General features: G+C 58.0%; 12 protein-coding genes. 1 reads left to right on the top strand and 11 read right to left on the bottom strand.

Going from position 1 to position 15,753, the window contains the following annotated elements; genetic code table 11:
• Positions 1–317: 317 nt before the first annotated feature.
• From sucD to sdhC, 9 genes are all read right to left on the bottom strand, one after another.
• Entirely contained in the window at positions 318–1,199 is an 882-nt protein-coding gene (gene sucD, locus BJ917_RS27900; protein ID WP_017127973.1) for a succinate--CoA ligase subunit alpha, read from the bottom strand.
• A complete protein-coding gene (sucC, locus tag BJ917_RS27895) occupies positions 1,199–2,365 on the bottom strand; it encodes an ADP-forming succinate--CoA ligase subunit beta (RefSeq protein WP_007919879.1) in 1,167 nt (388 codons plus the stop codon). The genes sucD and sucC overlap by 1 nt, the downstream gene beginning before the upstream one ends.
• Positions 2,366–2,561: 196 nt before the next feature.
• Complete coding sequence (lpdA, locus tag BJ917_RS27890; RefSeq protein ID WP_096509637.1) at positions 2,562–3,998, bottom strand: dihydrolipoyl dehydrogenase; 1,437 nt, start codon at positions 3,996–3,998, stop codon at positions 2,562–2,564.
• Between the two features lie 98 nt (positions 3,999–4,096).
• Positions 4,097–5,317, bottom strand: coding sequence for a 2-oxoglutarate dehydrogenase complex dihydrolipoyllysine-residue succinyltransferase (odhB, locus tag BJ917_RS27885; protein ID WP_096509636.1), 1,221 nt, complete (start codon positions 5,315–5,317; stop codon positions 4,097–4,099).
• Positions 5,318–5,359: 42 nt separating this feature from the next.
• Positions 5,360–8,191, bottom strand: a complete 2,832-nt coding sequence (locus BJ917_RS27880) for a 2-oxoglutarate dehydrogenase E1 component (protein WP_096509635.1) — start codon at positions 8,189–8,191, stop codon at positions 5,360–5,362.
• Between the two features lie 261 nt (positions 8,192–8,452).
• The gene (locus BJ917_RS27875) at positions 8,453–9,157 is read right to left on the bottom strand and encodes a succinate dehydrogenase iron-sulfur subunit (protein ID WP_007959035.1); all 705 of its coding nucleotides are present in this window, start codon (positions 9,155–9,157) and stop codon (positions 8,453–8,455) included.
• 11 nt (positions 9,158–9,168) lie between these two features.
• Positions 9,169–10,941, bottom strand: a complete 1,773-nt coding sequence (gene sdhA / locus BJ917_RS27870) for a succinate dehydrogenase flavoprotein subunit (RefSeq protein WP_096509634.1) — start codon at positions 10,939–10,941, stop codon at positions 9,169–9,171.
• A 3-nt stretch (positions 10,942–10,944) separates the two neighbouring features.
• The gene (sdhD, locus tag BJ917_RS27865; protein WP_007977503.1) at positions 10,945–11,313 is read right to left on the bottom strand and encodes a succinate dehydrogenase, hydrophobic membrane anchor protein; all 369 of its coding nucleotides are present in this window, start codon (positions 11,311–11,313) and stop codon (positions 10,945–10,947) included.
• Positions 11,307–11,681, bottom strand: coding sequence for a succinate dehydrogenase, cytochrome b556 subunit (gene sdhC / locus BJ917_RS27860; RefSeq protein ID WP_033052382.1), 375 nt, complete (start codon positions 11,679–11,681; stop codon positions 11,307–11,309). The genes sdhD and sdhC overlap by 7 nt, the downstream gene beginning before the upstream one ends.
• Before the next feature lie 364 nt (positions 11,682–12,045).
• Here sdhC and gltA point away from each other — a divergent pair, with 364 nt between their 5' ends.
• Complete coding sequence (gene gltA / locus BJ917_RS27855) at positions 12,046–13,335, top strand: citrate synthase (protein ID WP_007977501.1); 1,290 nt, start codon at positions 12,046–12,048, stop codon at positions 13,333–13,335.
• A gap of 367 nt (positions 13,336–13,702) precedes the next feature.
• Here the strand turns inward: gltA and BJ917_RS27850 are convergent, their stop codons facing one another.
• Positions 13,703–15,361: a cation acetate symporter gene (locus tag BJ917_RS27850; protein WP_121105629.1), complete on the bottom strand. Its 1,659-nt coding sequence runs from the start codon at positions 15,359–15,361 to the stop codon at positions 13,703–13,705.
• Complete coding sequence (locus BJ917_RS27845; protein ID WP_096509632.1) at positions 15,358–15,669, bottom strand: DUF485 domain-containing protein; 312 nt, start codon at positions 15,667–15,669, stop codon at positions 15,358–15,360. Before BJ917_RS27845 ends, BJ917_RS27850 begins: the two co-directional genes overlap by 4 nt.
• Between the last annotated feature and the right edge of the window lie 84 nt (positions 15,670–15,753).

Below are 15,753 nucleotides of genomic sequence, written 5' to 3'. Positions count from 1 at the left end.
GGGCGGCAGACGCAAAAATGGCGGCTAGCCTAACGAATTTGTCTGACAAACGCACTGTTTGAGGGCGAACTATCCGATACGCGACATCTTTGTGTCGCGTTTTCGCATGTTCATGGATATTGCCTGTAAGTCCGCCATCGCGGGCAAGCCCGCTCCCACAGGTTTTGCGGGGTAGACAAAATTGTATGAACGCAACAAATCCTTGTGGGAGCGGGCTTGCCCGCGAAGAGGCCAGCACAGCGAACGCAAATCGCAGAAACGACAAAGGCCACCCGAAGGTGGCCTTTGTTTGGTAAAGCGTCAGCTAAGCGCGAGGCTTACTTGACAGCCCAACCCGTCAGCTCGGCCAGGGCCTTGCCGATGTCTGCCAGCGAACGCACGGTTTTAACGCCTGCGTCTTGCAGCGCAGCGAATTTCTCGTCTGCAGTGCCTTTGCCGCCAGAGATGATTGCGCCAGCATGGCCCATGCGCTTGCCCGGAGGAGCAGTCACACCAGCGATGTAGGAAACAACCGGCTTGGTCACGTGTGCCTTGATGTAGGCAGCCGCTTCTTCTTCAGCCGAACCGCCGATCTCACCGATCATCACGATCGCTTCGGTCTTCGGGTCTTCCTGGAACAGCTTCAGGATGTCGATGAAGTTCGAACCCGGGATCGGGTCACCACCGATGCCGACGCAAGTCGACTGACCGAAACCGGCGTCAGTAGTCTGCTTCACGGCTTCGTAGGTCAGGGTGCCGGAACGGGAAACGATACCGACCTTGCCTGGCAAGTGAATGTGACCTGGCATGATGCCGATCTTGCATTCGCCTGGAGTGATCACGCCTGGGCAGTTAGGGCCGATCAGGATAACACCCAGCTCGTCGCACTTAACTTTAGCGTCCAGCATGTCCAGGGTAGGAATGCCTTCGGTGATGCACACGATCAGCTTGATACCGCCGAAAGCAGCTTCCAGGATCGAGTCCTTGCAGAAAGGAGCCGGAACGTAGATCACGCTGGCGGTGGCGCCAGTGGCAGCTACGGCGTCTTTCACGGTGTTGAACACTGGCAGACCCAGGTGCTCGGTGCCGCCTTTACCAGGAGTTACACCACCAACCATCTTGGTGCCGTACTCGATGGCTTGCTGGGTGTGGAAACTACCTTGCGAACCGGTAATACCCTGGCAGATAACTTTGGTGTCTTTATTGATCAGGACGCTCATTATTTGCCCTCCGCAGCTTTGACAACTTGTTGAGCAGCGTCGGTCAGGCTGGTAGCAGCGATGATGTTCAAACCGCTTTCTGCCAGTACTTTAGCGCCCAGCTCAGCGTTGTTGCCTTCAAGGCGAACAACAACCGGGATTTTCACGCCGACTTCTTTCACTGCACCGATGATGCCTTCGGCAATCATGTCGCAACGAACGATGCCGCCGAAGATGTTAACCAGTACTGCAGCGACGTTGGTGTCGGACAGAATGATTTTGAAAGCTTCGGTAACGCGTTCTTTGGTAGCACCGCCGCCCACGTCGAGGAAGTTGGCTGGTTTGCCGCCATGCAGGTTGACGATGTCCATGGTACCCATGGCCAGGCCAGCACCGTTGACCATGCAACCGATGTTGCCTTCCAGCGCTACGTAGTTCAGTTCGAACTTGGCAGCGTGCGCTTCGCGCGGATCGTCTTGCGACGGATCGTGGAAAGTCTTCAGCTTAGGCTGACGGTACATGGCGTTGGCGTCGATGTTGATCTTGGCGTCCAGGCAGTGCAGATCGCCGTCAGCCTTGATCACCAGCGGGTTCACTTCCAGCAGGGCCAGGTCGTGATCCTTGAACAGCTTGGCCAGACCTACGAAGATCTTGGCGAACTGGGCAACTTGCTTGCCTTCCAGACCCAGCTGGAATGCCAGCTCGCGACCCTGGAATGGCTGAGCGCCAACCAGTGGATCGATAGTGGCCTTCAGAATTTTTTCTGGAGTGTCGTGAGCGATTTTCTCGATGTCCACGCCACCTTCGGTGGAAGCCATGAACACGATGCGACGGCTCGAACGGTCAACGACAGCGCCCAGGTACAGCTCTTTAGCGATATCAGTGCACGATTCAACCAGGATCTTGGTGACTGGCTGACCATTGGCGTCAGTCTGGTAAGTCACCAGACGCTTGCCCAGCCACTGCTGTGCGAAGGCTTTGGCGTCTTCTTTGCTGCGAACCAGCTTTACGCCGCCCGCTTTACCGCGACCACCGGCGTGGACCTGGGCTTTGACAACCCACTCGCTGCCGCCGATTTTGTCGCAAGCTTCTGCTGCTGCTTCCGGGGTGTCTACCGCGTAACCGGTGGATACTGGCAGGCCGTACTCAGCGAACAGCTGCTTACCCTGATACTCGTGAAGATTCATGCTTATTACCGTCTTCGTTAGGTACTGCGCATTCGGTGCTGCACTCATTCAAGTGCCGCACCACCTGTGACTGCTGCTTGCATAGCCTTTCCGGATACCCGGTGCAGCTATGCAAGGCTGCGTCCAGCGGATATTCCGCGGTGAGTCTTGCATGCAAGGCTCACGACGGGCCATTCCGCCGTGGTTTCTTATTGTCTTAACGCTTCTTGCGGTTGGCGATGTGGATGGCGCCGCCATTCACTGCCAAAGCAGCTTCGTGCAAGGCTTCAGACAGGGTCGGATGGGAGAAAACCATCATGCCCAGGTCTTCAGCGCTGGTGCCGAATTCCATACCGATTGCGCCCTGCTGAACCAGTTCGGCAGCGCTTGGGCCAATCACGTGGACGCCCAATACGCGGTCTGTCTTGGCATCTGCGATGACCTTGACGAAACCGCCGGTATCGTTGGCAGCCATGGCACGGCCAGAGGCTGCGAACGGGAAGGTGCCGACGTTAACTTCTACGCCTTCAGCTTTCAAGGCCTGCTCGGTTTTACCGACCCACGCGATTTCCGGGTGAGTATAAATAACCGAAGGGATCAGGTCATAGTTCATCTGGGCCTTGTGGCCCTTGATGCGCTCGACAACCATGATGCCTTCTTCCGACGCCTTGTGCGCCAGCATCATGCCGCGAACCACGTCACCGATGGCGAAAACGCCCGGTACGGTGGTGGCGCAGTGATCGTCAACGTGCACGAAACCGCGCTCGTCCAGGGTCACGCCGCTGTCGGCAGCCAGCAGATCAGTGGTCACCGGACGGCGACCAACGGCTACGATCAGCTTGTCGAAAGTAATGGTCTGTTCGCCGTTGGCGTCGGTGTAGTTCACAACGACTTCGTCGCCGTTCACTTTGGAACCGGTCACGCGAGCGCCCAGCTTGATGTCCAGACCCTGTTTGGTCAGGGTTTTCAGCGCTTCCTTGGAAACAGCGGTGTCCGCTGCCATCAGGAAAGTGTCCAGGGCTTCCAGGACAACCACTTCAGAGCCCAGACGCGACCATACCGAACCCAGTTCCAGACCGATCACGCCAGCACCGATTACGCCCAGACGTTTAGGTACGGTTTGGAATTCCAGTGCGCCAGTCGAATCAACGATGACTTTCTGATCAACCGGAGCCGGTGGAATGTCGATCGGACGCGAACCTGGAGCCAGGATGACGTTTTCAGCTTCGATGACTTCAACCGAACCGTCTGGCTTGGTGACTTCGACTTTCTTGCCGGCCAGCAGTTTGCCGTGGCCCTGGATCGAAGTGACGCCGTTGGCCTTGAACAGGGTGGCAACACCGCCGGTCAGGTTCTTGACGATGCCAGCCTTGCGGCCAACCATCGCAGCGACGTCCATTTTGACTTCGCCAGTCGAAATGCCGTGGACGTTGAAGCTCTCTTTCGCTTCCTTGTATTTCCAGGAGCTGTCCAGCAGCGCCTTGGATGGAATGCAGCCTACGTTCAGGCAGGTGCCGCCCAGGGCTTGCTTGCCTTCAGCATCGGTGTACTTCTCGATGCAGGCAGTGCTCAGACCGAGTTGCGCGGCCTTGATGGCAGCCACGTAGCCGCCAGGGCCCGCACCGATCACTACTACGTCAAATTTCTGCGACATTCAAAAAATCCTCTTTAGCGAAAAGCTTCAAGCCGCGAGCTGCAAGCCAGGCTGCGGGTTTTCCGACAGCCTGGGCTTGCAGCTCATGGCTGCTTCTATCAGATATCCAGCAACAGACGAGCCGGGTCTTCCAGCAGGTTCTTGATGGTCACCAGGAAGGTCACAGCTTCTTTGCCATCGATCAGGCGGTGATCGTAGGACAGTGCCAGGTACATCATCGGACGGATAACGACCTGGCCGTTGATTGCCATAGGACGCTGGATGATGTTGTGCATGCCCAGAATCGCAGCCTGCGGCGGGTTGACGATCGGGGTCGACATCATCGAACCGAAGGTGCCGCCGTTGGTGATGGTGAACGTACCGCCAGTCATCTCTTCCATCGACAGTTTGCCGTCACGGGCTTTCTTGCCGAACGTAGCGATGCCGCCTTCGATTTCAGCCAGGCTCATCAGCTCGGCGTTACGCAGAACCGGTACAACCAGGCCGCGGTCGCTGGAAACAGCAACACCGACGTCAGCGTAGCCGTGGTAAACGATGTCCGCACCGTCGATCGACGCGTTGACAGCCGGGAAGCGTTTCAGCGCTTCGGTGGCAGCCTTCACGAAGAACGACATGAAGCCCAGGCGCACGCCGTTGTGGGACTTCTCGAACAGGTCCTTGTACTTCGAACGCAGGGCCATGACTTCGGTCATGTCGACTTCGTTGAAAGTGGTCAGCATCGCCATGTTCGATTGAGCTTCAACCAGACGCTCGGCAACCTTGGCACGCAGACGGGTCATCGGAACGCGTTTTTCAACGCGGTCGCCGGCAGCGAATACCGGAGCAGCAGCGGCAGGAGCAGCAGCCTTGGCAGGCGCGGCAGCTGGAGCGGCTTTCTTGGCGGCAACAGCTGCAACCACGTCTTCCTTGGTCACACGACCACCTTTGCCGGTGCCGGCAACGGAAGCGATGTTGATGCCGTTTTCTTCAGCCAGCTTGCGAGCAGCCGGTGCAGCAACAGGATCGTCTTCGCCTTCGCCAGCAGGGGCAGCGGCTTGGGCAGCTGCGGCCGGAGCGGCAGCAGGAGCAGCGGCAGCGGCGCCGCCTTCAACGATCGAGCCCAGCACTTCGTCGGACAGAACGGTGTCGCCTTCGTTCTTGACGATAGCGCCCAGCACGCCGTCAGCAGTGGCCAGAACTTCCAGTACGACTTTGTCGGTTTCGATGTCGACGATCAGTTCGTCACGCTTGACGGCGTCGCCCGGTTTTTTGTGCCAGGTGGCAACGGTGCCATCGGCAACCGATTCCGGGAAAGTGGGGGCTTTGATCTCGATAGCCATTATCTGTGGTTCCTTAAATTCGGTTTCAGGTGCGCGAAGGCGTTAAACAGTAAAGGCGTCTTGCAGCAGTTTTTCCTGCTGCTCGGCGTGCATCGATGCGTAACCGCATGCAGGTGCAGCAGAAGCCTCACGGCCCGCGTACTCGAGTACGAGAGACTTGTTGAGGTTGCTGATGCTGCGACGCATGTGGTGTTGGCTGCTGTACCAGGCACCCTGGTTCATTGGCTCTTCCTGGCACCAGACGGCATGCTTGGCGTTGGTGTAAGGAGCCAGGACTTCGTTCAAGTCGTCCTCAGGGAATGGGTACAACTGCTCGAGACGCACGATGGCGATATCGTCACGGCCTTCGGCACGGCGTTTTTCCAGCAGGTCGTAGTAGACCTTGCCGCTACACAGAACAATGCGCTCGACCTTTTTCGGGTCCAGTGCATCGATTTCCGGGATGACGGTCTGGAACGAACCTTCTGCCAGATCTTCCAGAGTCGAGATAGCCAGCTTGTGACGCAGCAGCGACTTCGGAGTCAGGACTACCAGTGGCTTGCGCAGCGGGCGGATCACCTGACGGCGCAGCAAGTGGTAGATCTGAGCCGGCGTTGTCGGCATGCACACCTGAATGTTGTGCTCGGCGCACAGCTGCAGGTAACGCTCCAGACGAGCCGAGGAGTGCTCAGGACCCTGACCTTCATAACCGTGCGGCAGCAGCATGGTCAGACCGCACAGACGGCCCCACTTGTGCTCGCCACTGGTGATGAACTGGTCAATCACCACCTGGGCACCGTTGGCGAAGTCGCCGAACTGGGCTTCCCAGATAACCAGGGCATTCGGCGTGGTGGTCGAGTAACCGTACTCGAACGCCAGCACCGCCTCTTCGGACAGGAACGAGTCGTACAGGTCGAACCGTGGCTGACCGTCGTACAGGTTCTGCAGCGGGATGTAGGTGCCCGCGTCCTTTTGGTTGTGCAATACGGCATGACGGTGCGAGAACGTACCGCGGCCGATGTCCTGGCCGGTCATGCGGATCGGGTGACCTTCGAATGCCAGGGTCGCGTACGCCATGGTTTCGGCGTAACCCCAGTTGATCGGCAGGCCGCCGGCTTGCATCTTCTGACGGTCTTCGTAGATCTTGGCAACCTGGCGCTGAACCACGAAGCCTTCCGGAATTTCCAGCAGCTTGGCGGACAGTTCCTGCAAGGTTTTCAGGTCGAAGCGAGTGTCGTGACGCGCTGTCCAGGCGTGACCCAGGTACGGACGCCAGTCCACGAACAACTCTTTGTTCGGCTCTTTGACCAGGCTTTTCACTACGTGCAGACCGTTGTCCAGCGCGTTGCGGTATTCGTCGACTTTCGCCTGAACACGCTCTGCGTCCAGTACACCGCTCTGGGTCAGACGATCGGCATACAGCTCACGGGTGGTGCGCTGCTTGGTGATCTGCTGATACATCAGCGGCTGGGTGCCGCTCGGTTCGTCAGCCTCGTTGTGGCCGCGACGACGGTAGCAGACCAGATCGATCACCACGTCACGCTTGAACTGCATGCGGTAGTCGATGGCCAGTTGGGTCACGAACAATACGGCTTCCGGATCATCACCATTCACATGGAGGATCGGCGCCTGGATCATTTTCGCGACGTCGGTGGCGTACTCGGTGGAACGCGAGTCCAGCGGGTTGCTGATGGTGAAACCGACCTGGTTGTTGATCACGATGTGCACGGTACCGCCGGTCTTGAAACCGCGGGTCTGCGACATCTGGAAGGTTTCCATCACCACGCCTTGACCGGCGAATGCCGCGTCACCGTGGATGGAGATCGGCAGAACCTTCTCACCGGTAGGGTCGTTGCGACGATCCTGACGGGCGCGAACCGAACCTTCGACCACCGGGGAAACGATTTCCAGGTGGGACGGGTTGAACGCCATGGCCAGGTGAACTTCACCGCCGGCGGTCATCACGTTGGACGAGAAGCCCTGGTGGTACTTAACGTCACCGGAACCCAGCTCGACCTTCTTCTTGCCTTCGAACTCGTCGAACAGCTCGCGCGGGTTCTTGCCGAAGGTATTGACCAGCACGTTCAGACGGCCACGGTGGGCCATGCCGATAACGATTTCCTTGGTGCCGTAGGAACCGGAACGCTGGATCAGTTCGTCCAGCATCGGAATCAGGCTCTCGCCGCCTTCCAGGCCGAAACGCTTGGTGCCCGGGTATTTGGTCCCCAGGTATTTTTCCAGGCCTTCACCGGCAGTGACGCGCTCGAGCAGGTGGCTCTTGATGTCAGCGGAGTACGTCGGACGGCCACGCACGCTTTCCAGACGCTGCTGGAACCACTGGCGCTGCTGGGAATCGGTGATGTGCGTGAATTCAGCGCCGATGGTGCGGCAATATGTCTGCTGCAACGCTTCGTGAATTTCGCGTAGGCTCGCTTCCTCTTTGCCGATGAACAGGTCGCCGGCACGGAAGGTCGTATCAAGATCGGCATTGGTCAAGCCGTAATGATTGATCGACAGGTCTGCAGGTGCAGTACGCTGCCACAGCCCCAGCGGGTCAAGCTGGGCTGCCTGGTGGCCACGCATACGGTAGGCCTGGATCAATCGCAGCACTTCAACTTGCTTCTTCTCGTGCTCACTGCTCACGCTGCCGGCGGAAACCGGTTGGGCGCGGCGCTGGTTCTTTGCCAGCAAGACGAAATGATCGCGAATCGTGGAGTGCGAAACATCGGTGGCAGAGTTGCCGTCGGCAGGCAACTTCTGAAAGTAGGTGCGCCACTCTTCTGGCACAGCGTTAGGGTCGTGCAGGTAGAGCTCGTAGAGCTCTTCCACATAGGCAGCGTTACTACCGGATAGGTAGGCGCTGTTCCACATGCGCTGCATCACGCTTTCTTGCATGCTTGGTCACCCTCGGTTAGGGGAACACCATCGGTGTCGACACCGAGCAAACTTGCAGAAGTCCGAATGCAGCGACCAAAACAAGCCACTAGGATCACACTGATAGTCCGGGTACCAGCCCGGATGCCCCTGCTTGTCTCATTTCTTCAAAATAAGAGCCGCAGCCTTTTAAGCTGCTGCTCTGGTTATAGCTACGACGCGGGTTGAAGCCCGCGCCTTAGCCTCTACGTTTACAGCGGTACTGCATTTACAACAGCTGAATCACACGCCGCTCGAGAGCAACATGTTACGGATGTGACCGATGGCCTTAGTCGGGTTCAGGCCTTTCGGACATACGTTGACGCAGTTCATGATCCCGCGGCAGCGGAATACGCTGAACGGGTCATCCAGCGAAGCCAGACGCTCGGACGTCTTGGTGTCACGGCTGTCTGCCAGGAAGCGGTACGCTTGCAGCAGGGCAGCTGGACCCAGGAACTTGTCCGGGTTCCACCAGAAGGACGGGCAAGAGGTCGAGCAGCAAGCGCACAGGATGCACTCGTACAGACCGTCGAGCTTTTCACGCTCTTCTGGGGACTGCAGACGCTCGATGGCCGGAGCCGGCGTATCGTTCTGCAGGAATGGCTTAACCTTCTCGTATTGCTTGTAGAAGATGCTCATATCGACGACCAGGTCACGGATAACCGGCAAACCTGGCAGAGGGCGAACGATCAACTTGTTACCTTTTACAACAGCGGACAGCGGCGTGATGCACGCCAGGCCGTTCTTGCCGTTGATGTTCATGCCGTCGGAGCCACAAACGCCTTCACGGCAGGAGCGACGATAGGAGAAACCTTCGTCCTGCTCTTTGATCAGCGCGAGCACGTCCAGCACCATCAGGTCTTTACCACCGGTATCGACCTGGAATTCCTGCATGAACGGCGCAGCGTCCTGATCAGGGTTGTAGCGATAAACACTGACTTGCAACATGGCGGCCACCCTTAGTAAGTCCGAATCTTGGGTTCAAACGTCGGAACTGTCTTCGGCGAGAAGTTCACGGCACGCTTGGCAACGCGCTTCTCACCCGGGAAGAACAGGGTGTGGCACAGCCAGTTTTCGTCGTCACGGTCTTCGAAGTCTTCACGGGCGTGAGCACCGCGGGACTCTTTACGTACTTCGGCAGCGATGGCGGTAGCTTCAGCCACTTCCAGCAGGTTTTGCAGCTCAAGAGCCTCGATACGCGCAGTGTTGAACGCCTGCGACTTGTCGTTGATCTTGACGTTGGCGATGCGCTTGCGCAGATCGGCCAGCTGGGCAATACCCTTCTGCATGTATTCGCCGGTACGGAATACACCGAAGTAGTTCTGCATGCAGTTTTGCAGCTCGCGACGCAGGGAAGCGACGTCTTCGCCATCGGTACGGCTGTTCAGTGCGTTGAGGCGCGCCAGAGCAGCTTCGATATCAGCTTCGGTGGCGTCGTCGTAGTCGATACCGTCGGTCAGCGCTTTTTCCAGGTGCAGACCGGCCGCACGACCGAAGACCACCAGGTCGAGCAACGAGTTGCCGCCCAGACGGTTGGCACCGTGAACCGATACGCACGCCACTTCACCCACTGCGAACAGGCCAGGGATGATGGTGTCGACGCCGTCGGCGTCCTGAGTGATCGCCTGGCCATGGATGTTGGTGGCAACGCCGCCCATCATATAGTGGCAGGTCGGAACAACCGGAACCGGAGCAACAACCGGGTCAACGTGAGCAAACGTTTTCGACAGTTCGCAGATACCTGGCAGACGGCTGTGCAGCACTTCCTCGCCCAGGTGGTCGAGCTTGAGCATTACGTGGTCGCCGTTCGGACCGCAACCGTTGCCGGCGATGATCTCTTTAACCATCGAACGGGCAACAACGTCACGACCGGCCAGGTCTTTCGCGTTCGGAGCATAACGCTCCATGAAACGCTCGCCGTGCTTGTTGATCAGGTATCCACCTTCACCACGGCAACCTTCAGTTACCAGTACACCGGCACCGGCGATCCCGGTCGGGTGGAACTGCCACATTTCGATGTCTTGTACCGGTACGCCTGCACGCAGAGCCATGCCGACGCCGTCACCGGTGTTGATCAGGGCGTTGGTGGTCGAAGCGTAGATACGACCTGCACCGCCGGTTGCCAGAACGGTTGCCTTGGCGCGGATGTAGGTGGTTTCGCCGGTTTCGATGCAGATCGCGATCACACCGACGAACTCGCCTTGCCCGTTTTTCACCAGGTCGACAGCGTAGTACTCGTTCAGGAACGTGGTGCCGGCTTTCAGGTTGCCCTGATAAAGCGTGTGCAGCAGCGCGTGACCGGTACGGTCGGAAGCGGCGCAAGTACGGGCAGCCTGCCCGCCTTTACCGTAGTCCTTCGACTGACCGCCGAACGGACGCTGGTAGATACGGCCGGTTTCGGTACGCGAGAACGGCAGACCCATGTGGTCGAGCTCGAAAACAGCGGCCGGGCCTTCCTGACACATGTATTCGATAGCGTCCTGGTCACCGATATAGTCGGAACCCTTGACGGTATCGTACATGTGCCAGCGCCAGTCATCGTTCGGGTCGGCCGACGCGATGGCGCAGGTGATGCCGCCCTGTGCCGACACAGTGTGCGAACGGGTCGGGAACACCTTGGTGATCACGGCAGTCTTGTGGCCGCCTTGCGCCAGTTGCAGCGCAGCGCGCATGCCGGCGCCGCCGCCACCAATAATGATGGCGTCGAAAGAAATCGTTGGAATGTTAGCCATGAATCAGATACCCCAGAGAATCTGCACACCCCAGACGAAGTAAGCGAACATCGCGACGCCGCATACTGCCTGGAAAAGGAAACGTACTGCAGTCGCGGACTTGCCCAGCGCCATTGGCGTCAGGTAGTCGGTCGCGATGGTCCACATGCCGACCCAGGCGTGAGCGCCGAGGGCAACAAGGGCCAGCAGACTGAAGATACGCATCCCGTTGTGGGCGAACAGGCCATGCCACTGGTCGTAGCCAATGCCCGGGTTCGCTGCGAGGTATCCGATCAGGAAGATGAAATAAGCCGCGAGGACAACCGCAGACACACGCTGTGCCATCCAGTCATAGAGGCCCGAACGCGAAAGGTTCGTAACGCTGGTTACCATATCCAAACTCCTGCCAGAACGATCAACACCACGGAAACGGCGATGATAATTTTCGAGCCCAGGCGGCCGCCTTCCAGCGTCTCACCGATGCCCATGTCCATAATCAAGTGGCGCACACCGGCTACCAGGTGATACAGAAGAGCGGACAGGAGGCCCCATGCTACGAACTTGGCCAGAGGACTGGTCAAGGTTGCCTTCACGTCGGCAAAACCTTCCTCGGAACCCAGGGATTTGCCCAATGCATAAAGCATGAAGCCAAGGCCCAGGAAGAGGATGATGCCGGAAACACGGTGAAGAAACGACGTAACGCCGGTGATGGGGAGTTTGATGGTCCTTAGGTCTAGGTTTACAGGTCGTTGGCTTTTCACGGCTTTTTTTTCACACTGAAGAGCCCCTAACAATCAGGGCAAAGTTGTTGGGGAGTGCACTGGTCAGGTAACCACCACCCAGGGATGCGACCCCCAATGAAAGCAAGCCCAAAAGCCCTTGGCGGTCGGTCGCCGAGTATAGACAGTTAGGCTACTAATGACAACGCAAACACCTAGCCCTAATAGCTGATTGCACAACGCGTATAAAAGGCGTAAATGGCAGGCAATTTCGAGAAAAAAGTCGGGTTAAAGCCTTCTGGAGCAAGACTTTAGGCAAATTGACATTCGAATTTATCTCACTATAGTGGTGCGGGCCCTGCGTGGGGGGTCTGTCTGATGATTTCAAGCATAAATAGGAGGCCACATGGCTGACAAAAAAGCGCAGTTGATCATCGAGGGCGCAGCCCCCGTCGAGCTGCCCATTTTAACCGGCACCGTTGGTCCCGATGTTATCGATGTTCGGGGCTTGACGGCCACGGGCCGTTTCACCTTTGACCCTGGTTTCATGTCGACCGCCTCCTGCGAGTCGAAGATCACCTATATCGACGGCGACAACGGCATTCTGTTGCACCGCGGCTACCCGATCGAACAGCTGGCTGAAAAGTCGGACTACCTGGAAACCTGCTATCTGCTGCTCAACGGCGAATTGCCGACCGCAGAACAGAAGGCCCAGTTCGTCAGCACCGTCAAGAACCACACCATGGTTCACGAGCAGCTCAAGACCTTCTTCAACGGTTTCCGTCGCGATGCCCACCCGATGGCCGTCATGTGCGGCGTAGTCGGCGCCCTCTCGGCCTTCTACCACGACTCCCTGGACATCAATAACCCGCAGCATCGCGAAATCTCCGCGATCCGCCTGGTTGCCAAGATGCCGACCCTGGCAGCGATGGTTTACAAGTACTCCATGGGTCAACCCATGATGTACCCGCGCAACGACCTGTCGTACGCGGAAAACTTCCTGCACATGATGTTCAACACCCCGTGCGAGATCAAACCGATCAGCCCGGTGCTCGCCAAGGCCATGGACCGGATCTTCATCCTCCACGCCGACCACGAGCAGAACGCGTCGACTTCCACCGTGCGCCTGGCGGGTTCTTCGGGTGCCAACCCGTTCGCCTGTATCGCCGCGGGTATCGCTGCACTGTGGGGCCCTGCCCACGGCGGCGCCAACGAAGCCGTTCTGACCATGCTGGATGAAATCGGCGATGTCTCGAACATCGACAAGTTCATCGCCAAGGCCAAGGACAAGAACGATCCGTTCAAGCTGATGGGCTTCGGTCACCGCGTTTACAAAAACCGCGACCCACGCGCCACCGTCATGAAGCAGACCTGCGACGAAGTGTTGAAGGAACTGGGCATCCAGAACGATCCGCAACTCGAACTGGCCATGCGCCTGGAAGAGATCGCCCTGACCGACCCGTACTTCATCGAACGTTCCCTGTACCCGAACGTCGACTTCTACTCGGGGATCATCCTCAAGGCGATCGGCATTCCAACCAGCATGTTCACCGTGATCTTCGCCCTGGCGCGGACCGTCGGCTGGATCTCCCACTGGAAAGAAATGCTCTCCAGCCCGTACAAGATCGGCCGCCCGCGCCAGTTGTACACCGGCTACGAGTCGCGTGACATCACCAAGCTGGAAGACCGCAAGTAATACCTGCCTTGCGATAACGTCCTGGTTGTACCGAGAACGGCCTCTATATAAATAGAGGCCGTTTTTGTTTGTGCATTATTTGGTTGATGGATCTTCCCTGGCGTTCGGACCCTCTGTGGGAGCGAGCCCGCTCGCGAAGGCGCCAGATCAATCAACATTTATGCCGCATGACCCACCGCCTTCGCGAGCAGGCTCGCTCCCACAATGGGACCGGATCTATCCGTTAAGTACCGCCCAACCGTAACGCAACCATCGCGGCCAAGCCTTGCTCCGACAACAAATGCGCGATAACCGCCCACAAAAAATGCCCCGATCTTTCGACCGGGGCATTTGCTTGCCGCTTGAAACTTGTAGTTTGTAACAGCTCTTAGTGCGAAACCGCCCCACTCGCCCCCAGACCGGTCTGCGAGCGAACGAATTGCGGGAAGAACAGCGCCCGCTCATTGTCAGCCGCCGTCGACTTGTCGGTGATCGAGAAGAACCAGATTCCGATAAAGGCAATGATCATCGAGAACAGCGCCGGGTACTCATACGGGAAGATTGCCTTCTCGTGATGCAGGATCTGCACCCAGATGGTCGGGCCGAGCACCATCAGGCCCACAGCACTCACCAGGCCCATCCAGCCGCCAATCATCGCGCCGCGGGTGGTCAGCTTCTTCCAGTACATGGAAAGCAGCAGGACCGGGAAGTTGCAGCTCGCTGCGATGGAGAACGCCAAGCCCACCATGAACGCAATGTTCTGGCTTTCGAACAGGATGCCCAGCCCGATCGCCAGCACCGCCAGCGCGATCGTGGTGATTTTCGAAACGCGGATTTCATCCTTCTCGTTGGCCTTGCCCTTCTTGATCACGCTGGCATACAGGTCGTGAGACACCGCCGACGCACCGGCCAGGGTCAAACCGGCAACCACTGCCAGAATGGTCGCGAACGCCACTGCCGAAATGAAGCCCAGGAAAATACTGCCACCGACCGCATTGGCCAGGTGCACCGCCGCCATGTTGTTACCGCCCAGCAACGCGCCAGCAGCATCTTTAAAGGCCGGGTTGGTGCTGACCAGCAGGATTGCGCCGAAGCCGATGATGAAGGTCAGGATGTAGAAGTAGCCAATGAAGCCGGTCGCGTACAGCACGCTTTTACGAGCTTCTTTCGCGTCACTCACGGTGAAGAAGCGCATCAGGATATGTGGCAGGCCAGCGGTACCGAACATCAGTGCCAGACCGAGGGAGAACGCCGAGATCGGATCTTTCACCAAGCCGCCCGGGCTCATGATCGCTTCAGCCTTCGGGTGAACCTTGATGGCTTCGGAGAACAGTGTGTTGAAGTCGAAGTTGACGTGCTTCATCACCATCAGCGCCATGAAAGAAGCGCCGGACAGCAGCAGGACCGCCTTGATGATCTGCACCCAGGTGGTCGCCAGCATGCCGCCGAACAGCACGTAGAGGCACATCAGAATACCGACCAGGATCACCGCAACGTGGTAGTCGAGACCGAACAGCAGCTGGATCAGCTTGCCGGCGCCCACCATTTGCGCGATCAGGTAGAACGCCACCACCACCAGCGAACCGCAAGCGGACAGCGAACGGATCTGGGTTTGCCCCAGGCGGTATGACGCCACGTCGGCAAAGGTGTATTTACCCAGGTTACGCAGGCGCTCGGCGATCAGGAACAGAATGATCGGCCAGCCCACCAGGAAGCCGATCGAATAGATCAGGCCATCGTAGCCGGAGGTGAACACCAGCGCGGAAATACCCAGGAAGGACGCCGCGGACATATAGTCACCGGCAATCGCGAGACCGTTCTGGAAACCGGTGATCTTGCCGCCCGCCGCATAGTAGTCGGCTGCCGACTTGTTGCGCTTGGAGGCCCAGTAGGTAATGCAAAGGGTTGCACCGACGAACACCACGAACATCAGGATCGCGGCGACGTTGAGCGGTTGTTTGTGTACTTCGCCGGTCAGGGCATCAGCGGCCCAGGCGCCAGGTGCAAAGGTTGCGATGCTCAAAAGAGCCATTAGACGCCGGATCATTGCTGAGCCTCCTTGAGAATCGCATTGTTCAGGTCGTCGAATTCGCCGTTGGCACGTCGTACGTAAATACCGGTCAGGACGAAGGCCGAAACAATCAGCCCGACACCGATCGGTATGCCCCAGGTAATCGAAGACCCGGGGCTGATTTTCGCCCCCAGCACTTGCGGCCCGTAAGCAATAAGAAGGATGAATCCGGAGTAAAGCCCTAGCATGATCGCGGAAAGAATCCAGGCGAATCGTTCCCTCTTGCTAACCAGCTCCTTGAAGCGCGGGCTGTTTTGAATCGAGAGGTAAATGCTGTCGTTCATTGTTTTTATCCTCGCAGCACAGATTGAGTTGGAACGGTATCCACTCTATGCGGCTACGGGGTAGGTTCCAGACGACCTTAGTCT

It is taken from the genome of Pseudomonas sp. WPR_5_2 (assembly GCF_003634475.1).
In the GTDB taxonomy this organism is placed as follows: Bacteria; Pseudomonadota; Gammaproteobacteria; order Pseudomonadales; family Pseudomonadaceae; genus Aquipseudomonas; species Aquipseudomonas izuensis.
The sequence above is the reverse complement of the archived record's forward strand: the minus strand, read 5'-3'. Positions and strand labels throughout refer to the sequence as shown.